Annotated in this window: 17 protein-coding genes; 10 read left to right on the top strand and 7 right to left on the bottom strand. The window is 44.2% G+C overall.

The genetic code is table 11. From position 1 onward, the window contains the following. Positions 1-91 precede the first annotated feature (91 nt). From AMBT_RS15060 to nudF, 4 genes are read right to left on the bottom strand one after another with little or no spacing between them, the layout of a single operon-like run. Entirely contained in the window at positions 92-676 is a 585-nt protein-coding gene (locus tag AMBT_RS15060) for a YqiA/YcfP family alpha/beta fold hydrolase (protein WP_013785493.1), read from the bottom strand. After that, entirely contained in the window at positions 673-1428 is a 756-nt protein-coding gene (locus tag AMBT_RS15065) for a metallophosphoesterase (protein WP_013785494.1), read from the bottom strand. The genes AMBT_RS15060 and AMBT_RS15065 overlap by 4 nt, the downstream gene beginning before the upstream one ends. Further along, the gene (locus tag AMBT_RS15070; RefSeq protein WP_013785495.1) at positions 1425-1820 is read right to left on the bottom strand and encodes a DUF1249 domain-containing protein; all 396 of its coding nucleotides are present in this window, start codon (positions 1818-1820) and stop codon (positions 1425-1427) included. The genes AMBT_RS15065 and AMBT_RS15070 overlap by 4 nt, the downstream gene beginning before the upstream one ends. Before the next feature lie 41 nt (positions 1821-1861). Beyond that, positions 1862-2488 carry an ADP-ribose diphosphatase gene (nudF, locus tag AMBT_RS15075; protein WP_013785496.1) on the bottom strand — a complete coding sequence of 209 codons (627 nt, stop codon included), beginning with the start codon at positions 2486-2488 and terminating at the stop codon, positions 1862-1864. Between the two features lie 292 nt (positions 2489-2780). On the opposite strand from nudF, the gene tolC reads away from it, so the two are divergent. Further along, a complete protein-coding gene (gene tolC, locus AMBT_RS15080; RefSeq protein ID WP_013785497.1) occupies positions 2781-4148 on the top strand; it encodes an outer membrane channel protein TolC in 1368 nt (455 codons plus the stop codon). Here the strand turns inward: tolC and AMBT_RS15085 are convergent. After that, a complete protein-coding gene (locus AMBT_RS15085; protein WP_041452588.1) occupies positions 4111-4323 on the bottom strand; it encodes a hypothetical protein in 213 nt (70 codons plus the stop codon). The two genes, tolC and AMBT_RS15085, sit on opposite strands and share 38 nt — an antisense overlap. Positions 4324-4416: 93 nt before the next feature. On the opposite strand from AMBT_RS15085, the gene AMBT_RS15090 reads away from it, so the two are divergent. Next, positions 4417-5253, top strand: coding sequence for an ion transporter (locus AMBT_RS15090; protein WP_013785498.1), 837 nt, complete (start codon positions 4417-4419; stop codon positions 5251-5253). Between the two features lie 145 nt (positions 5254-5398). Here AMBT_RS15090 and prsT read toward each other — a convergent pair whose 3' ends face one another. Next, positions 5399-8176: an XrtA/PEP-CTERM system TPR-repeat protein PrsT gene (gene prsT / locus AMBT_RS15095; RefSeq protein WP_013785499.1), complete on the bottom strand. Its 2778-nt coding sequence runs from the start codon at positions 8174-8176 to the stop codon at positions 5399-5401. 216 nt (positions 8177-8392) lie between these two features. Between prsT and AMBT_RS15100 the strand changes: the two genes are divergently transcribed. The 3 genes from AMBT_RS15100 to AMBT_RS15110 all read left to right on the top strand — a co-directional run bounded on the left by AMBT_RS15100 (position 8393) and on the right by AMBT_RS15110 (position 12839). Beyond that, a complete protein-coding gene (locus AMBT_RS15100; RefSeq protein WP_013785500.1) occupies positions 8393-10159 on the top strand; it encodes a DEAD/DEAH box helicase in 1767 nt (588 codons plus the stop codon). A 125-nt stretch (positions 10160-10284) separates the two neighbouring features. Beyond that, positions 10285-11670 (top strand): siroheme synthase CysG, encoded by a 1386-nt coding sequence (gene cysG, locus AMBT_RS15105; RefSeq protein ID WP_013785501.1) that lies wholly within the window; start codon positions 10285-10287, stop codon positions 11668-11670. A gap of 134 nt (positions 11671-11804) precedes the next feature. Next, positions 11805-12839: a hypothetical protein gene (locus AMBT_RS15110; RefSeq protein WP_013785502.1), complete on the top strand. Its 1035-nt coding sequence runs from the start codon at positions 11805-11807 to the stop codon at positions 12837-12839. Positions 12840-12919: 80 nt separating this feature from the next. On the opposite strand, the gene AMBT_RS15115 is transcribed toward AMBT_RS15110, so the two are convergent. Then, positions 12920-14317, bottom strand: coding sequence for a PhoH family protein (locus AMBT_RS15115; RefSeq protein ID WP_041452589.1), 1398 nt, complete (start codon positions 14315-14317; stop codon positions 12920-12922). A gap of 372 nt (positions 14318-14689) precedes the next feature. Here AMBT_RS15115 and rapA point away from each other — a divergent pair, with 372 nt between their 5' ends. From rapA to AMBT_RS15140, 5 genes are all read left to right on the top strand, one after another. Then, entirely contained in the window at positions 14690-17518 is a 2829-nt protein-coding gene (gene rapA, locus AMBT_RS15120) for an RNA polymerase-associated protein RapA (RefSeq protein ID WP_013785504.1), read from the top strand. Next, positions 17518-18297 carry a pseudouridine synthase gene (locus AMBT_RS15125; protein ID WP_013785505.1) on the top strand — a complete coding sequence of 260 codons (780 nt, stop codon included), beginning with the start codon at positions 17518-17520 and terminating at the stop codon, positions 18295-18297. Before rapA ends, AMBT_RS15125 begins: the two co-directional genes overlap by 1 nt. A gap of 147 nt (positions 18298-18444) precedes the next feature. Further along, positions 18445-19293: a DUF3530 family protein gene (locus tag AMBT_RS15130; RefSeq protein ID WP_041452590.1), complete on the top strand. Its 849-nt coding sequence runs from the start codon at positions 18445-18447 to the stop codon at positions 19291-19293. A gap of 136 nt (positions 19294-19429) precedes the next feature. Continuing rightward, positions 19430-19753 (top strand): hypothetical protein, encoded by a 324-nt coding sequence (locus AMBT_RS15135; protein WP_013785507.1) that lies wholly within the window; start codon positions 19430-19432, stop codon positions 19751-19753. 118 nt (positions 19754-19871) lie between these two features. Further along, positions 19872-21206: an AmpG family muropeptide MFS transporter gene (locus AMBT_RS15140; protein ID WP_013785508.1), complete on the top strand. Its 1335-nt coding sequence runs from the start codon at positions 19872-19874 to the stop codon at positions 21204-21206. The last annotated feature ends 109 nt before the right edge of the window (positions 21207-21315 follow it).

Genomic DNA, 21315 nt, shown 5'->3' on the forward strand with positions numbered 1-21315 from the left:
GCTTGGTGGGTACGATATGAAGCTAATACTGCTAAAATAAATACTGCTAATAGCAACACAACAATGAGAAGCACGACGTCGTTAACGGCTTCTAATCGTTAAGTAGAAAGTCTGTAATAGCGGGTAGGTGATTTTCAAAGCCAATAAAGCTGTGATCGCCGCCTTCTTCAACGACTAGCGTGCTCGAAGCGTACTTGGTTTCTGCTAAACGATAATCTAAGGTTTCGTCCTCAGTTTGCAATAACACTTTATACGCAGGTGCATGCCGTAATTCTTTAGCGTCTAACTTTTCTATTACATTAATATCGCTTTCAACGATGTGGAACACTTCACCCGTGTAAGGGTTGGTATGTTCACCAATAAAACCTTGCAGTAATTCATAAGGTTTTACCGCAGGGTTTATCAATACGGCTTTGCCCGAGAATTTTTCAATTAAAAACGTAGATAAATAACCGCCCATAGAACTGCCAATAACACGCAGCCCATCTTTAATTAACGCGGGGGTACTCTCTATCAATGCCAACAACTGACTTTCTACTTGGCTCGGGTAATTCGAAAGCGCGGGAATATGCAAGGTTACATCGGGATGATGCTGCTCGAAATACGCTTTGGTGGCCTGCGCTTTTACAGACTTTGGTGAGCTTAAAAAGCCATGAAGATATAACACGTGTTTCATATTATTTTTATTCTCTTTATATCGCTGGTTAACGTTCCATCGTCGTGTAACCTAATGAGTTGATAACCGGGCTGTTCGTTGCTTAACGCAAATTCAGATGCCATTTCCCACTGCCAACAGCTCGCAGGGCAGCCCATCACTGGTACAGGATTATCTGTACCTAACGTGTAACGAAGGGGGGAGTGAACATGGCCATGAATGATCGCCGCTAATGCAATGCCCTCTTCTACCCAGTGTAAAAACGCATCGGCGTTAGACAAGTCGTGTTTATCCATCCAACTTTCTGATGGCGAGGCATGGTGATGCATAGCCAGTAAATGATGGCGATGAGAATTTTCAGTTACCTGTTTGCCTATAGCCTTGAGCTCTTGAGTATCTACCTGACCTCTCGCCCCTTCGAAACGGGTGTCTAGGCCGTGAATTTGCCAATCGCCTAATTCAACAGGCGTACCAGCAACAAGATGGTAAGCAGATAACGTATCAAAGTGAGGGTTATTATCATGATTGCCCGCAATCACATATACTGGTGTATTCGCGTAGTTTTCCATCAAAGCAATAAAATGCTGATAGCTTGCTAATGAATCATCGCCGCTAATATCACCGGTAACAATAACCGCGCTGATATTTTCGCCGTGCTTGAAAGCATCAATCAAAATTTGTTTTAAGCTGAGGTGAGGGTTAATTGCGCCGTAGCCTTGGCGAGTGGTATCACCAAATAAATGGCAATCACTAATATGCAGCAGGGTACTCACGCTAGCGAAGTTACCTTAGGACGCAATTTGCGGCAAAAATCTAACCACTCAGCAAGAAAGATATTCACCATTTGCTTTTCATTGCGTTGGCGCATTTTTAAATTAGGATATTCGTACGAGGGTTGTAGCGCGCCCGTATTCTGGCTATTTATAACTTCGGCCATTCGGGCATCGTGGTACAAACGCACCGTCATTGATGGCGTTAAATAACTGGGCATATCGTCGGACGTTTGTTTAAGGCTTAACGTACTCGTGTAACGTGCAGACTCAATAATCTTGATTTCGTACGTAAGCGCGTCGCCCACGGTAAATACGTAGTTAAGTTCCTCTGTATCACAATCTGGCAGAATACGAAGAATGTGCGCGTAGTTTAGCTCGCACAATGCCTGCATTGTGGGTAGATGAGGGACGTATTTTCTGTGGGTACGTTGTGTCACGATATCTTCCATTGCTCCATTAGCGTGGATTTGTTCATAAAGAACCATTGTAGCGCAATTACTGCGGCAGCGTTGTCTATATGGCCGTTTTCCAGCCATTCAAGGGCTGTTGCTTCAGCCACTCTATGAACTTTAATATCTTCCGATTCGGTTTCTAATCCATGAATGCCATGGGCTTTTTCTGCATTGGTTTTTGCAACAAAGATGTGAATACGTTCGGTCGTCCCTCCAGGGCTAGATAAATAACTCATTGCTTTGGTGAGATTTTCAAGCTCAATACCAGCCTCTTCCATCGACTCTCTATGACATACATCTACTTCGGTTTCCCCTTCGTCAATCATACCGGCGATAATTTCTATCAGCCAAGGGGTTGAAGATGTCGCCAACGCCCCTATTCTAAACTGCTCAATTAAAACGAATTCTTTTAAAATAGGGTCGTAAGGCAGTACGCCTACAGCATGTCCACGTTCAAATAGCTCTCGTTTCACTGTCCCGCTTTGGGAACCGTCGAAGCATTTGTGCGTAAACAGATATTCTTGCATGGTGAAAAAACCACGATAAACCGGTTTGACACTGGTAATTTCAACGTCGTTTGAGGTAAATGAAAGGATTTTCTTGCTCATTTGCAGACACTTTTGGTTCGAAACGATTTATCATGCATAGTACATAGACATACCACTTTTGTATACGCGCCCTAACCGCGGACGAAAGCATAAAAAGTAACACCGAATTTTCTAAGATAAATGTGTTTACTTGCCAATGAACTAGGTTGGATCACATATTCTGTTACAGTTAAAGCAACACTGTTACGACTGTACTGTTTCGGTTTACGAATAAAATTTATACACTTCGCATATTATTTATAATTTTTAGCAGTCACTTAGACTCATCTAGACATAACAGGAAGACGTAAGCATGAATCGAAAACTTCTGTCGCTGGCAATCGGTTTCTCAGTAACAACCGGTGCCCTTGCCGATGATCTGACACAAGTGTATCAACAAGCACTCGCCAATGACCCTTTGGTAAATCAAGCGAAAGCGCAGCGTGATGCTGCATTTGAAGGGATCAGCATTAGTCGTGCAAACCTTCTTCCTCAAATTTCTGGGTCTATGTCGTACACCACCTCTACCACAGAGAGTGCACAAACATTAGGTACTAACGCAGAAGACTTACAAGTAGTCACCTTTGAAACAGACAATGACAATATCGATTACGGCATTTCGTTGTCTATGTCGTTGTACGACCACGCAAACTGGGTTGGCTTAGATCGCGCCGAAAAAGTGGCAGAACAAAGCGATGCGCAATTAGCCGCTAGCATGCAAGACCTAATTGTACGTTCGGTTACTGCTTATTTTGATGTATTACGTGCACGTGATAGCGTTGAATTTGTTAATGCAGAAAAACGAGCCATTGAGCGTCAGTTAGAACAAACCCGTCAGCGCTTCGAAGTAGGGCTTACCGCTATTACTGATGTGCACGAAGCACAAGCTAACTACGACAGCACTGTCGCTCAAGAGATTCAGGCTGAAAACCAGCTAGAATTCGCCCTTGAAGCACTACGTGTTATCACCGGTAAATACCACGACCGCTTGTTTGGCTTAGATAAAGAAACCTTCTCTGCCACTATGCCAGTGCCTGCAAAAGTCGATAACTGGTTAGAAACGGCGCAAGATAAAAACTTAGCATTGTTGGTTGACCGTTTAGCGATGGATATTGCTAAAGAAGATATCGCTGCTGCCCGTTCAGGCCACTTACCTACCCTTGACCTATCGGCAAGCCTTGGTCGCTCGAAAAATGACGTAGATTCACAGTTTATTCAGTACGAAACACCTTACCTTGATAGCGAGTCAATTGGCCTGTCAGTGTCAGTACCGATTTACTCTGGCCATCGTGTAAGCTCGCAAACTGACCAAGCGAAATACCTTTACGTTTCTGCCAGCCAAGCGGCTGAACAAACGTACCGTGAAACGGTTCAGTCTATTCGTAGCTCGTTTAATAACGTAAAAGCGTCAATATCTACCATTCGCGCCCTTGAACAGTCTGTGGTTTCTGCAAACAGTGCGTTAAAAGCAACTGAAGCGGGATTTGATGTAGGAACGCGTACTATTGTGGATGTACTTGATAGCACCCGTAATTTGTTTGATGCACGCAATAACTTATCTGGCGCGCGCTACGACTTTATTCAATCGGTTGTTACGCTGAAACAAGCTGCTGGTACCTTAACCGGCGAAGATGTGGCTATTATCAACCGTGGCTTAAAGCCAATGGAAGACGCTGAATAATCATCGGCAACATAAACTGAATAATACCTGGCGATAAACCAGTGTCATAAAAGAAGGCGGCATTAGCCGCCTTCTTTGTAAATGATGTAATATTTAAAGATAATGTCAGACACGTTAAGCCGGTAATATGCCGCTGATACAATTTTACTTGCAACAAGCACAATGCATCGTCCATGATGTTGCCCCTTTTTTTATTATCCCTAAATAAGCCTATTTATCTTAAGTGATTGGCAGCGCTTATTTGTTTGTAATGTGAGCAAAGAAAAACATGCAAGCTTCTGAGTTACAGAGTCGATTTGAACGTATTCGCGCTAATAAATGGTTTGAAGCCTTTGTGGTTAGCGTTATCGTCATTTCAGCGTTATTAGTTGGCGCCAAAACCTATGAACTGCCTGCTGGGTTTGGCAGTGTTACCCTATTACTAGATTGGTTTATCAGCGCATTTTTCTTAACTGAAATTACTATTCGCTTTTTAGGCGAACCCCGAAAGCGAGACTTTTTCAAAAGTTTCTGGAATGTCTTCGATACCGTTATTGTTATTATCAGCCTTATACCCGCCGATGATACTGAACTTGCGTTGATAGCACGATTAGTTAGGGTATTTAGGGTATTGCGGATGATCTCTATCATTCCTGAACTTCGCATACTCTTAGTGTCACTGGTAAAAGCTTTGCCTCAACTGGGCTACGTAATGTTGCTCATGTTTATCATTTTTTACATATACGCCGCGGTTGGCAGCACGTTGTTTGGCGATATCAACCCAACGCTTTGGGGCGACATTACCATCTCATTGCTTACCCTATTTAGGGTGATGACATTTGAAGATTGGACCGATGTTATGTACGAAACCATGGAGGTTTATCCGCTTAGCTGGGTGTACTACTTAACCTTTATCTTCTTTACTGCATTCGCCTTTTTGAACATGGTGATTGGTATTGTGGTGAACGTGATGGAGCGTGAGAACGAAAAAGCCAGGGAAGAAAAAGAAGCGCTGCTAAGAGCGGAATTAGAAGCTGAAGGCCACAGCGAACCTACATTACAAGACGTAATGGCAGAGCTCACGGCGATTAAGGCCAAACTCGAAGAACCAAACTCAAAAAAATAACCAACAGTAATAACGAACAGCCAAAAAAAGCGCCAAAGGAAGATATCACCTAGGCGCTTTTTTCGTTTGTATTAACTTAGCTATCGGTTTAGTAACCTATTTAGCTGTCAGTTTGCTTATACGCTTTAAGGTACCAAACACCCTTTTATAATCCGTAGCGCGTTTTAAGCGTTTCTATACGCTCAAGTGATACTTCTTTTTCAAACTCTCTGCTTGCTAGGCGTCGCTTAGCTAAAGCACTTTTATCCATCTGCAATAACAGCTCTACGTGATTAAGGTAAACCTCATCATTTAAAATAGGTCGAGTTGCAATATCTGAATACAGCTTAAGCGCAGCTTCTTTATCGCCTTTGGCAATCAGTATTTGCGCTAGCGTATCTACAGAGTCTGCATTTTCAGGTTGTAAAGATACGGCCTTTTTCGCCATGGTTTCAGCTTTATCTAGGTTTCCATTTTGAAAACTTAAAAACGCTAAGTTATTCAACACCACAAAATTATCAGGGGTTTTAGTCAAAATAGTTTCATAGGTCGCTATGGCTGTTTGTTTATCGCTAGCAATTTGGCGTTCGGCTAATAGCATGGCACTGCGCACATCGTTTGGCGTGTTCTGCACATGCTTTTCAAGAAATGAAAAGGCTTCGGCTTGTTTACCTGTCATTTCAAGAATGGCAACCATTAGCAAGGCCATGTCCGAGTTTGGCGTAGCTTCATAAGCCACCTCTGCATGCTCCAATGCTTCTTCTGGTTGCTTATCGATAACATACAGCCTGGCAAGAATACCGCGAACGAATGGCAGTGCTTGCACCTCATCAGAGGTACTATTAATAATCTCCCATGCCGGTTTACTTTGCCCCATCATGGCGTGGAAATACGCTTTTAAAAGACTAATCTGGGCATCTGGACGTTTCGCTAATACTTTTTCAGTAAGCGCTAAACCGTCGCGGTAGTTATTCTGAGAATCAAGGATAAGCAGCATGCCCAATACCGCATTTTTATCTTGCGGATAAAATTCAATCCAACGTTCGAACAAGGCTTTGGCTTTTTCAACTTCGTTTTCACGAATTAGGCCCTGACCTTTTAAATTCCAAAACGCAATTGGGGTGCTTTCATCACCTTCAACAGAGGCTAACAAGCTATTATTCTTGGCTACTTCGCCCATTCGCGAATAAATACGCGCCAATAATAAACGCAAGTTTATATCGGCTGATTCTTCTGCAAGTTGCTTCTCTAAGTAATCAACCACTACTGCTTCATTTTTTTCTCGCGCTTCTAGGGCGTACCACATGGTCAACGCTTGCACGTCCGAAGGGTTATCTTTTATATGAGACTTCACAAGCGTAATAGCGTCAGCAAACTGCTTTTGCGCAATCAGTAACTTCACTTTGGCATAAGCCACTTCTTTATCGGCACCCTCTAACTTTTCAGCGCTATTTAATAAGTCAGTGGCTGTAGTAAAGTCTTCCTCAACAATAGCAATGCTAGCTAAGTACACCAAAGGCAATGCATCACTTGGCGCTTGCTCACGCCATTCACTGGCAGCAACCTTGGCTTTTTCTAGCTCGCCAGTAGCGATGTACGCGCGCAGCAAAGTGTTTTGAGAGGCGGCAGATTCTGGCGCCCGCTGAACGGCTTCTTCAATGTTAACCAAACCGGTCACATCGTTTAACGAGAGTTGTAACACACCTAAACGAGCGAGATCTTCTGGTGAGGTATCCACTACCGCTTCGGTTTTTTCAACCATTTGTTTAGCACCAACCACGTTACCTTCACGAAGTAATTGATACCCCGCTTTAGAAAATAACGCTGCGTCTGTGGTCGCGTCGCCTTCTACTCGGTTTAATACAGCAAGGGCTTCGTCATTTTCGCCCAGTTGCAACATGCTGTCTGCCAGCATTCTTAAGCCTGGGTGATTTTCAGGTAGCCGTGACGCCACCATAGTAAGATGTCGTTGGGCCGCTTCAAAATCTTGAATTTGATACGCGCTGAAACCGGCAACCAATCGCACCACTTGATCGTTACGACCGTTTTGTACTGCTGTTTCCAAATGCGCTAACGCTTTTGCATGATTACCATTCGCTGATTCAATTATGCCTTTAAACGTATTAAGCAATGGATGGGCTTCATTCAGCGTTAATAGTTCATCCACCACTGGCTCAGCACGTGCTAAATCGCGTTGCTCTATTAGCAAAGCAGCGTATGCGAATTTACTGGTCACGTCTTTAGGGTAGGCTTTGGTGTAATCTTCGTAAACACCAATGGCTTCTGCTTGCTTTTGCTCTAACAAGTAAAGGCGGGCAAGCTGTAGTAAAACATCTTTGTTGCTTGGCGCTTGCTCTCGGAGTGCCTCTGTAGCAGTCAGTGCCTGTGTATAGTCTTCGGCAAGTACATATTGATAGCTTTCAATTAACCCCTTATATACAGACTGCGTATCGAGGGTTAATAAATCATCTAGTAGCGCTTCAGCCTCTGCCAATTTCTCTAACTGTACTAAGGCTTGGAGTTTATAAAAACCGACTTCGGCAGATTCTACGGCGGTCATGCCCTCTGCACGATAATCCACTTCTCCTAACGCGTTTTCTGCTCCCGATTGTTGATAGGCAACTGAGAGTAAGGGAATCACTTCACTGGCTGGGTGTCCTAGCTCTAACGCTTTGTTTAATTCTTTTTCTGCTGAGACATAATTATCATTTTGAAGGTATAATTTACCTAACTCAAAACGAGGTACCGCTGCATTGGGGTCCATCTGAATGGCATTTTTATATTCAACAATTGCAGCAGCGTTATTTTGACTCTGTGCATAAGCTCGAGCGTCTTCTAGATGAGCGTCTATCGATTTATCACCGCATCCTGCTAAAAGGCTGCTCAAAAGAAGAACTGCGATAGAAGATCGCTTAAAAATCTGCTGTGGGTATTTCTTATTCATTGTCGTTCCTTTGCCCTACATCATTTGAATTTCGAGGTATACCCGAAGTTTACACTATCAATTGTGCATTTTTTCGTCATTATTGTGCAATTTCGTGGCAACCTGACCATTATTCGAATATAATAACGTTTTTTGCAATACCGCGAGCACACTCCGACGTTTGAAGGCGTCCTACAGTATGCCGCACCCTCCTTACTTAAAGCATCAGGACCCTTAATGACAACAACTGTCGACATGACATTTAAAGATCTAAAACTACCAGAACCTATCTTACAAGCCCTTGAAAAAGTTGGCTACGAGAAACCGTCACCTATTCAAGCCGAGAGTATTCCATTACTGCTTGAAGGTCACGACTTACTCGGTCAGGCCCAGACAGGGACAGGAAAAACCGCAGCGTTTGCCCTTCCAATGTTGGCAAATATCGATCCTGAGCAACGTAAGCCGCAATTACTGGTACTAGCACCTACTCGCGAATTAGCGATTCAGGTAGCAGAAGCGTTCCAAGTGTACGCTAGTTTCAGCCATAAAATTAAAGTACTGCCTGTTTACGGCGGTCAATCTTACGACAACCAAATTCGCCAGCTTAAGCGCGGCGTTCAAGTTGTGGTAGGTACACCAGGTCGTGTTATCGACCATATCAAACGTAAAACGTTGGATTTAAGTGAACTTAAATTCCTCGTACTTGATGAAGCCGACGAAATGTTACGCATGGGCTTTATTGATGACGTTGAGCTTATTTTGAGCCACGCGCCAGCTGAACGCCAAACGGCGTTGTTCTCGGCAACTATGCCTGGTCCAATTAAGAAAATTACTCAGCGTTACCTTAAAGATCCTAAGCACGTAAAAATTGCTTCTAAGGTAAGTACTGCAAGTACTATTCGTCAACGTTACTGCCAAGTAGCTCCTCACCATAAGCTTGAGGCACTTACGAGAATCATGGAAGTAGAGCGTTTTGACGGCATGATTATTTTCGTGCGTACTAAAACAGCTACTGTTGAACTTGCTGATAAACTTTCTGCACGTGGATACGATGTTGAACCGCTAAATGGTGATATTCCTCAGAACGCTCGTGAGCGTACTGTTGATAAACTTAAGCAAGGTAACATTGATATCTTGGTAGCAACTGATGTTGTTGCACGTGGTCTTGATGTTGAACGTGTTAGCCACGTTATCAACTACGACGTACCTTACGATAGTGAATCTTATGTTCACCGTATTGGTCGTACAGGCCGTGCAGGTCGTACTGGTGATGCAATACTTTTCATCTCACATCGTGAAAAGCGTATGCTTTTCTCTATCGAGAAAACGACTAAGCAGCCAATTGAAGTAATGCCAATTCCTTCAATTAGTGAAATCAACGAAACCCGTTTAAGCCGTTTCAAGCAATCTGTTATTGATGCTACGCAAGATGACAGCATTGAAACACTTATTCCATTAGTTGAGATGATTAAAGAAGAAGCTGAAGCTTCTCCTGAAGTGCTTATGGCAGCATTGCTTAAGATTGCACAAGGTGATGAGCCGCTTATCCTTAAAGAAAGCGACCGCCCTGATCTTCACAGCAAACCACCTCGTGACAGCCGTGAGCCTCGTGGCGACCGCAGAGATGGTGGACGTGACGGTCGTGAACGTAAGCCTAGAGCACCTCGCACTGGTCGTAAGCCAGAAGCAGGTATGCAACGCTTCCGTATTGACGTAGGTCATACACACGGTGCTAAGCCGGGTAATATCGTTGGTGCTATCGCAAACGAAGGTAACATGGATTCTAAGCACATTGGTGCTATTGAAATTTATGATAACTTCAGTACTGTTGATTTGCCGGAAGGCATGCCAAAAGAGACTAAAGACAAGCTTCAAGGTACTCGCGTAGCGGGTCAACGTTTGTCTATTCGCGAATGGTCAGACACACCACCGGCAAAGCGTGAGCGAGGCGACAACCGTGGTGAAAACCGCAGCCGTGATAATCGCGCACGTCGCAAGTCGTAAGAACGAAAAACAAGAACATTTCGCCTTTATATAACATTAGTGAATATGAAGGCTGATTTCGTTGTTTATAAATAAAAAGAATTAGCGCAAAATAGCGTTAGTTCTTTTTTTTTATGTGCACCTCAATGGATTACTTTCCCCTATTTTTAGATGCTCGCTCTCTTCGCTGTTTAATTGTCGGCGCTGGAGAAGTAGCAGCCCGCAAACTTGAGCTCATCATGAAAACCCCTGCCCACATTACTGTGGTGGCGCCTTGGGCCTGCGAAACCGTAAAACGTTTGGCTAAAAACGAGAAAGTAACCCTTATTGAACGGGAATTTATCGACAGCGATTTAACCGATAAAGACATGGTTTTTATCGCCACCGATAAATCTGAAACCAACCAAGCTATTCACGATTTAGCGCGCGAACAAATAGTGCTCGTCAATGTGGTTGATAACACGCCACTTTGCCAATTCATCACCCCTTCTATTGTAGACCGTTCCCCTATTATTATTGCTATGAGCAGTGGCGGCGTAGCCCCGGTGTTATTGCGGTACTTGCGTCAAAAACTGGAAACCGTGCTGCCTGCTAATTTAAGTAAACTAGGTGCCTTCTCTGAAAAATTCAGAGAAAAAGTAAAGCAATCTTTAAATGGTGTTACTGCTAGGCGATATTTCTGGGAAGACGTGTTAGACGGCGATATAGCTGAAATGGTTGAAAAAGGCCAAGACAGTAAAGCCGATGCAGCGTTTGAGACCGCGCTAACGGCAGCGGCTGAAAATAACCAAGTTCAAGGTCAGGTTTATTTAGTTGGCGCAGGCCCTGGCGATCCTGATTTACTGACTTTTCGCGCATTGCGCCTAATGCAAAAAGCCGATGTGGTGGTTTACGATAGATTGGTGTCGCCACAGATTTTAGAACTCGTTCGCCGCGATGCTGAAAAGATTTACGTTGGTAAAGCGAAGAGCAATCATAGCTTGCCGCAAGATGACATAAACCAGTTGATGGTTGATGAAGCGAAAAAAGGCAATCGGGTTGTGCGCTTAAAAGGCGGAGACCCGTTTATTTTTGGCCGTGGCGGCGAAGAAATTCAAACGCTTATTCAACATGGAATAGAGTTTCAAGTTGTACCTGGCATTACCGCGGCTAATGGCGCATCAAGCTATGCAGGCATTCCTCTAACCCATAGAGATCATGCGCAATCAGTGGTGTTTGCTACAGGCCACTTAAAAGACGGTACGATTGATTTGAATTGGCAGTCGTTAGCACATAAAAACCAAACGATTGTATTTTATATGGGGTTAACGGGCTTACCCATTATCTGTGAGAAGTTAATCGAAAACGGTCTTACACCAGATACGCCAATTGCCCTTATTCAGTCGGCTACCACCGAAAACCAAGTAGTGGTGACAGGCACACTTAGCGATATTACGCAAAACCCTGCTACATCAGCATTAAAGCCACCAACGTTAATCATTGTGGGTACGGTGGTGAGTTTACATAAACAGCTAAATTGGTTCGGTGACTAGTTTGCGCCAGTAAGCAGGCGTGGTTTTAACTAATTTGTTGCAATTTATGCCTGCGAACGCATACTGAATTAATCAGCTACGCGGCATATTGGCAGCAGCACATTGGTCGTCACACTAAAACGAAGGTTACATTTATGGGGCAAATAAGTCGTCTTTGTCAGCAAACGGCCTTGTATGCCACAGGTTTGCCAACTCGACTATCTAAGTCGCTAGCGCTTTCGACTGCCTTGCCACTTAGTTTTGCGCTTCTTCTTTGCTTTGCCCCTATCGCCACTTACGCTGCTCAACTCTCTTTCAACAAAACCGTCTCGACTGATGATATACAGTTTGAATATCGATGGTTAGATAGTGAAGGTATTGAGCAATCCATTGCATTCTCTTTGCCCAATAGTGCATTAAAGGTCGCGCCTACCACACAGGCCAACTATAAACCCGAAATAGCCCAACGTTACGTTACCGTATCGCTACTTAAAGAGGCTAAGAAGGTCGACCCACGTGAAGCAGTGGTGTCTGTTTCCAATGAAAACGACGCAATTAATATAAAGGTTACATCAACAAAGCCAAATAAAGCTGACCAGATATTATCTCAGTTAAAAAGTGTGCAGCGTACCGCTTATACTGACTATCTTGATAAACACTATTACACTCGGTTCACCACGCTTTTTAACCAGCAAGCGGTAAAGCCTGATCACCTTCGTTATGTTGCACAAACGTTTGAATCACTTAGACCTATCTCGGAAGCGTTTTACGACAAAGTAGATCGAATTGAAAATAACCGTGTTTACTTACAATTGATGACTAGCTGGGTACAAAGTATTCCTTATGATTCCCTTGAAGACAGAGTTGCCAGTAATGGTTCTGGGTTTGCGCCTCCACTAGGGTTACTTATGCAAAATAGGGGGGACTGCGACAGTAAGGCGGTTTTAACTGGCGCGCTGGTACGTGCCTTTCTTCCTTCCACCAACATCGTTATGGTTTTTCTTCCCCATCATGCGTTATTAGGGGTAGCTATCAATGCGGTTCCTGAAGACGAGAAATTAGAGGTTGAGGGTGAGACTTATGTACTGTTTGACCCAACAGGCCCAGCCCTTATCCCCTTTGGCGATATTTCAGATGACACGAAACGCTACATCTCTACCGGCCGTTATCAAGTGGAGAAAATTGACTAAAACAAAAAGCGCATTCGCGGCTTGAGCCACGAACACGCTTAGTCGTATTTTAGTGTTACTGATTTGCTTACACGTAAAAACTAAAGATTCTCTTCCGCAAAGCTGGCTAAGCGGCTTCTTACTACACCATCTAAGTTTAAGGTTGCACTGCCCGAGAAGTCTTTAAACTTCTCTACTAAGTAGGTTAGTCCTGAAGTCACAGCGCTTAAGTAATTACTGTCTATTTGGGCCAAGTTTCCGCCCACAATAATCTTAGTACCTTCACCGCATCGGGTGATAATGGTTTTAAGCTGTGATGCCGTTAAATTCTGCGATTCATCTAAAATCACAATTGAGTTTTGAATGCTTCGCCCCCGCATAAAGTTAACCGACTTATACTGAATGTTGGCTTTTTCCATGATGTAGTTCATAGAGCCTTTCACGTTTTCATCGTGTTTATGCAGCACTTCTAACGAATCAGTAATGGCTGCTAACCATGGCAACATTTTCTCTTCTTCGGTTCCCGGTAAGAAACCAATCGACTCAGCTATTTCTGGCGTGCTACGTGTCACGATTATCTTATCGTACATGTTACGCTCTACCACCATTTCAAGGGCGGCGGCTAGGGCCAATAGGGTTTTACCACTCCCTGCAGGGCCAGTAAGGATCACCAAGTCGATGTGTGGGTCAAGCAACGCATGAAGCGCCATTGCTTGACCAATATTCTTTGGCGTTATTCCCCACGCATGGCGGCCCATTAAGCGCTCATAGCCTAAATCAAGCACTTCAAGAGAGTCGCCGTTAATCGCCTCAACGAGTCCAGCAAAATCGTTGCTTTCATCAAGTAGAAACTCATTGATGTAAGCTTCTGGCAGCATGGCTTTGGGAATGGTGTGAATGGTATCACGACCTTCAGTGCGACTGTCTACACTTTTCACCTTGTCCCAAAAATTGCCTTCAAACCGATGGAAGCCCCGAGATAAGTATTTAATATCACTGATAAGTTGGTCGGTGCGGTAATCCTCTACATGAGCAAGACCTGCCCCTTTAGCTTTAAGGCGCATGTTGAGATCTTTGGTGACCAACACCACTTGTTGCGGTGCATTCGCTTTTTGCAAATGCAGGGCCACATTAATGATGCGGTTGTCGTTCTCATTACTGGTGAACACTTGCTGCGATTGTGCCATGCCCAAATCAGTATAAATAGACAAAGAACCTGTCGGCGCTGTTTCACCTGCGCCCATTCCAACCATAGACACACCGGCCACCATATTTTCAGGTGACGCATCGTGCAGTAAGTCTTCCATTGCACGAATAGATACTCGCGCATCTCGGGCAACGTCTTTCTTACTGTCTTTGATGTAATCTAGTTCTTCAAGCACGGTCATTGGTACAACGACATCGTGTTCTTTAAAGGAGAGAAATGCGTGAGGTTCGTGCAGCAGAATATTGGTATCGAGGACGTATATTTTTGTATCAGTGGAATTTTTTCTTGGCATCCTTTACTCCGGTAAATAAGGCCAGGCACACACAACAAATTAGCGTGCTAGGAACAGTTCCGCTGAAGGAGGAGAAGTTGTCGCTCGAACAGGACTTCCACTCCTTGTCGCGTCGACCGAAAAGTGGCAGTAACCTAAACACCGCCACTTCACACGCTTGCCCAACAAACAATCACAAGCGCTAAATCCACCATAATCCAGATTTTCATTATTAGCACTGTTTTTCTGCTAAATATTTTTTCTTGTGTACCTACTCTCCTCCTCCAACCACACTGTTCAACCCAAGATTAAAACGCGCAAATGGGCTAGTATTAATGACTTATTAATACACAATGCGTACAATACCGCCCCCGCAAAAAAGGTTGGTGATTTATGAGTTCAGGAAATCCGTTTTCCATTGGTCAGCGTTGGTTAAGTAATTCTGAAACCGAATTAGGTTTAGGCGCTGTTATTAGTGTTGATTTTCGCTCAGTTGAGTTGTTTTTCCCTGCCACGGGAGAAGCGCGAATGTATACAAAGCAAGACGCTCCATTGACCCGTTTGGTATTCGATATTGGCGAAACCGTGAAAAGCCAAGACGGCTGGCAAATGACTATCTCTGAAATTGAAGAAAGTCAGGGCGTTTGCATTTATTTCGGCATTCGCGAAGACACCAAAGCACAAGTTCGTCTTTCTGAAACCTTACTTGATCACCACATTCGATTAAACCAACCTGAAAGGCGATTGTTCAGCGAACAACTCGACCACCCTAAGTGGTTCGACTTGCGCCTAAACGCACTAAATCACCAATACGATTATTTACGCTCTAGCACACTTGGTTTAGCCGGCGCACGTATTTCCCTTATTCCCCACCAGCTGCATATTGCCTCTGAAGTGGGTAGCCGTCATGCACCGCGTGTTTTACTTGCCGATGAAGTTGGCTTAGGTAAAACCATTGAAGCTGCGCTTATTATCCATCAGCAGCTTCGTACCGGTCGTGCGCAGCGAGTGCTAATTTTAGTGCCAGATTCATTGGTGCATCAGTGGCTGGTTGAAATGCTGCGCAGAATTAACCTGCCTTTCGCTATTTTTGACGAAAGTCGATGCGAAGCCTTAGATGATGACGGTGAAACTAACCCCTTTGATAACGACCAGTTAGTGCTATGTAGCATCGACTTTTTGAGTCAGAGCGAAAAGCGTCAACAACAAATTCAAGCGGCGTCGTGGGATTTAATGGTGGTTGATGAGGCCCATCACCTTGCGTGGTCTGCCGATGCCCCTTCTGCTGAATACACTTTGGTGGAAGCGTTGGCTAATGAAACCCCAGGGGTATTGCTATTAACCGCAACACCAGATCAACTTGGCCATGAAAGCCACTTTGCCCGCTTGCGATTACTCGACCCTGCCCGCTTCCATAGTTACGAAGCGTTTTTAACAGAAGAGTCGCGTTACAGTCAGCTTGCTGACGCGGTAGCCCCGTTACTTTCAGACACCACACCGGACGAAAAGCAGCGCACTAAGCTAACCGACTTCGCCCCGGATGTGATGGAAAATGCAGGTAATTTAGCACAACCTGAAGCACGCCGAGAACTAGTACATCAGCTTATTGATTGCCACGGTACTGGTAGAATGCTGTTTAGAAACCGCAGAGCCAATATTGAAGGCTTTCCTGACCGCGTATTGCTTGGCTACCAACTTGAACTGCCAGAGGTATATGAAAGTGCGGTAACCGGTGGTGATTTAACCCATGCGTTATACCCTGAACGTATGCCAAGCGTGGTGAATAGCTGGATGGATGAAGATCCTCGGGTAGGCTGGTTACTTGATTTTATGCAATCAGTAAAACCAGAAAAGATATTACTGATTTGTGCCAGTGCGCGCACCGCACAAGAACTTGGTGAAGTCATTCGCACTCAAACCGGTGTACGTCATAGCGTATTCCACGAAGGCATGACCATTGTAGAACGAGACAAAGCCGCCCATTATTTTTCTGATGAAGAAGATGGCGCGCAAATATTGCTGTGTAGCGAAATTGGCAGTGAAGGGCGTAACTTCCAATTTGCTCATCACTTGGTGTTATTCGATTTACCCGTCACTCCCGACTTACTTGAACAACGAATTGGTCGCTTAGATCGTATCGGTCAAACTCAAACCGTTGAAATTCACGTGCCTTATTTGAAAAACACCGCTCAGCATGTGTTGGTGGATTGGTATCATGAAGGGCTTAATGCGTTCGAGAAAACCTGCCCTACCGGCTCAGGTGTGTTTGACGACGTAAAAACCTTGTTGATTGGTGCGTGTTTGCATCCTCACGATCTCCATACTCGTGATGAACTTATCAACTTAAGTACCACGTTAAATAGTCAGTTAGTGGCACAGTTGGAAGCCGGCCGTGACCGTTTATTAGAACTTAATGCCTCTGGTGAAGGCCGCGTTGAACAGTTGCTTGAAGACATCATATTGCTTGATAACTCGCAAGATTTGTCACGTTTTATGGGCCGTTTGTTCGATGCTATTGGGGTTCAACAAGAAGAAAAGGGCAGCGATTGCTTTATTCTAATGCCAACCGAATCTATGGTTAGCCAATTACCGGGGCTTGATCCTGAAGGCATGACGGTAACCTATAAACGCCGCGTTGCTACCACCTTAGAAAATGTGCAATTCTTAAGTTGGGATCACCCTCTTGTACATACCGCTATCGATTTAGTGCTTAGTGATGTGCACGGTAAGAGCAGCATTGGCTTTATCGCCGATCCTGACCTCCCTAAGGGCGCTTACTGGTTAGAGGCCTTGTTCGTGTTAGACGCCAATGCCCCCAAAGCCCTTCAGCTTGGCCGCTTCTTACCTCAAACGCCACTGCGTATTTGTTTAGATGCACAAGGTAACCAAGTAGATTTAACCTTCGAGATAAAGCGTAAAGTAAACCGCAAAATTTCGCATCAGTTAATAAAAGCGCTTCAACAGCCACTTACCTTAGCGATTGAGAGCAGCCGTAAACTGGCGCATCAACAAGCGAATCAAAAGCTACACGATGCACTGCAAGACATGCATAAAACCCTAAACAGTGAAATCCAGCGTTTAGTCGATTTGCAGAAGCGTAACCCGTCAGTACGTGACAGTGAAATTGAGTTTATTGAAAATCAAATGAACGCATTGGACAAAGTAATACAAGGCGCTGATGTGCAATTTGATGCCCTTCGTCTAGTGGTGAATAACCCTTAATGGCTAATCCAGCGTTTGTTTATAACCCGCCCGTACAGCCCTATTTAACCATTCTCTACCAAGATGATGACATCTTGGTAGCGAATAAGCCCAGCGGCCTGTTAAGTGTGCCAGGTAAAGCAGAAGAACATAAAGACTCACTCATTAGCAGAGTTAATACTGTGTTTCCTACGGCGACAGTAGTCCATAGGCTAGATATGGCCACATCGGGCATTATGGTGATGGCCCTTAACAAAGAAAGCCATCGGCATATTTCAAAGCAATTTGAACTACGCAAAACCAAGAAGCGCTATTTCGCTCGTGTTTTTGGCAACGTGAAAAGCAACCAAGGGGAAGTGAACTTACCCCTTATTTGTGATTGGCCTAACCGTCCTAAGCAAATGGTGGATTTTGAGCGAGGCAAAAAAGCCCTTACCCATTATGAAGTAGTAGACGTTATACCAAAAGCATCACCTCAACCCGTTAATTCAGCCGCCAGCGCTAGTTCTTGTGCTAGCCCCAGCACTACGAGTGAGCTAAGCGAAACGTTAGTGGCCTTGTACCCCGTTACTGGGCGCTCCCACCAACTACGTGTGCACATGCTTGAGTTAGGCCATCCTATCTTAGGTGATAGGCTTTATGCTCATGAAGAAGCACTAGGTATGGCTGAACGATTACAGCTACATGCAGAAAGCTTGAGCTTTGCACATCCTGCCTCGGAAGACTGGTTAACCTTTCAAACGCCTATCCCGTTTACTGCTTATGCCCATTACTCCCCCGCCCCACTATCTATAGATTGAGACTTTGGGGCGCTTCTTAGCTACCTGTTTCAGCTTTTATCATTTAAGCGGTTGATTAACCAAGTGCTAAAAAATACTATTGGTTCGAACTGAAGTTTTCACAGGTTTGGCCGATAATATGACTGTTGAATGCTTTATTGGTACGCCATGTTACGTTTATCTCGTTTTCTTGTGCTGGGTTGCAGCTTATTATCTTTTTTGCTGTGTTCTGTGCCTTATGCGCAAGGGCAAAGCTTGTATGAGGATATTACCCACGCTTTTTTACCCGATGACATTACTTATGTAATGGCTGGGGAAATCCGCGTGCCTATTTTTGAGAGCCCATCAGCATTACCCATCTCTCGCGGTGCGGCCATTATATTAGCTGATGCCTCACCCACCGGACTTTCCATTGGGGACGCGCGTCACTTAGCCAGTTTACTGAATGAAAAAGGTTGGCATGCTGTGGTTAGCCCAGTTTCATTCACGCTAGAAGAAGAGCCTGACCTTCCCGTTGATGAAGCCATTCACCCGAAAAGTGACAGTCGACTTCAGCGACAAAGTTACGTATCGTCCAGTCAGCATTTAACCATCTTAATCAATGCGCTTAATACGCACCTTGAAAGTCATCAAGGGTTTAGAATGAACATTGCTTATGGTATGCAGGCTGCACAATTGCTGGATTTAGGTTCTAAAGGCATTATTCCCTCACCAGACACTTTAGTCGCCATCACCCCCTTTTGGCCGAATGCCGACATTAATCGCGGTGTACCTGAATTTATTGCCGGAACAGAATTTCCGGTATTAGATTTATCTATTAACGACACCAATACATGGGCGTCGCAAACAGAAACGAAACGAAAACAACTTGCCATCACCTCCCTCAAACTCCACTACAGACAACAGTCACTCTCAACCCATAATTCAACCTTTGGTCTAATGGACAATGAAAATAGCGCCAAAATTCAGTTGATTGCTGGCAGCGTTCTTGGATGGGCTCAACATTTAGGCTGGTAATTAGAATCTAAACCAACTAGTCTAATTTACAGTCTAAAACAGTAACCTATCTCATTTGCCTTTGGTTTCACAAGGTATCACTGGGTGTTCTGAACTATAATTCATTTTAATCTTTATTAACGGCGGCTGTGTGTCTATGACTGTTCAAACATTCGTAAACAAAAAGGCCAAGCAGCTGTGTTTTTATCTGAGGTCATTTTGGCAAGGAGAGCTTCCGGTCGAGGAAATCGAACTATTCTTTTGGGATAGTATGGAAGAATGGGGCCAGATAGAGTACACATTTACCCAACCTTACACGTATAAGGAAAGGGTATTTTGGCATTTGCTCCATCAAGTCCATTTTTGGCAAGAAGATAAGTTACGTTCAGATAAATATCTCGTCGATGAGTTAATGAACTGTGTATTGTTCTTGGAAGGTAAAGGGCATTGTCCCATCGACTGTGTAGGTATCCGCCCCTAGCGGCTTTCTTTATTCGTTAATTTATCAGTGATTCAACCCTTTATTGCTCGTTTTCATTGAAACTCAAGCGTGATCATGGCTCAATACGAATGGATCACGCTTTGGCCATGGAACGCATTTGTTAGACTCTCTCAAAACTTATCACGACCGTCGTTACCTCAGTATATTTCTATTTGGCATTACCAGTGGTTTTCCATGGATTATGATTAGCTCAGTGCTATCGGCCTGGCTGAAAGATGAAGGCTTATCTCGGTCAGCTATTGGCTTGTTTGGTGCTATCTTTGCGGTCTATTCATTCAATTTTCTTTGGTCTCCTTTAATTGACCGCGTAAAACCTCGCTTTCTTGGCCAGCGTCGAGGCTGGATTTTCATCATGCAAGGCGGCATAGCCCTGTGTTGTGCGTTAATGACACAATTATCAGCCAATAGTCACTTATTTTATTTGGCATTGGTGGGTTTGCTCATCGCCATTTTTTCTTCTACTCAAGACATTGCGATAGATGGTTATCGAATTGATGTTATTGAAGAAAATGACAATGACGGTTTATCTGCTGCCTCTTCCGTTGCCACCGCAGGATGGTGGACGGGTTATGGTGGACTTGGGGCCATCCCGTTTTTTATTGCAGACAACAGCAGCTGGTATTGGCCTGATATTTACGGTTTACTCGCCCTTTTTATGCTTGTGCTTATGGTCACTACTGTGTTTGCTAAAGAGCCAGACATAGATCGGGACCTATTGCGTAGCCAAGCAACGGGGAACCCAGCACACAGCAATACAGGCGCAACGCCTTCTAAAATAGCGCTTTGGTTTAAACAAACCTTAGTGGCCCCCTTTTCTGAGTTTTTCTCACGCAATGGCGTAAAACTCGCTTTGTCGTTTTTACTGTTTATATTCTTGTTTAAAATTGGGGAAGCTTTCTTAGGAAGAATGAGTATCGTTTTTTACAAAGAAATTGGTTTTTCAAATAGCGATATCGGCACTTACTCAAAGCTGCTCAACTGGTGGGTAACCATTATCTTTTCTCTGATAGGTGGGTTGGTCAATATTCGCTATGGTATTTACAAGGGCCTAATGACTGCAGGCATTGCTATGGCGGCTTCCAACCTTATGTTCTCGCTTATTGCCACTACCGGGCCTGATGTTACCCTTCTGGCCGCTGCGGTCATTATCGACGGCTTTACGGCTGCTTGGAGCACCGTGGCCATGGTCGCTTTTATTTCCCTGTTGTGTAATCGCGCTTTCAGTGCCACCCAATACGCCCTTATGGCATCGCTAAGTGTAGCGGGAAGAACCTTAGTAGCATCCAGTAGTGGTTTCGTGGTTGATTTCCTTGACGGTAATTGGAGCCAGTTCTTTGTTATTACAGCACTTATGGTTATTCCCAGCTTGCTGTTCTTACACAATATTCGACATAAGATCACTCATTTAGAAAAATCTAAAACTTCTGAGTAATAAGGTTGCAATAACTCATTTCCCATCTAAAGTTAAACTACTGTGCATATAAGCAATAATGAGGAATGAGTTCGTAAAAGGATGGCCTAAATTAGCCATACGATAAGCT

This window comes from Alteromonas naphthalenivorans (assembly GCF_000213655.1).
GTDB lineage: Bacteria > Pseudomonadota > Gammaproteobacteria > Enterobacterales > Alteromonadaceae > Alteromonas > Alteromonas naphthalenivorans.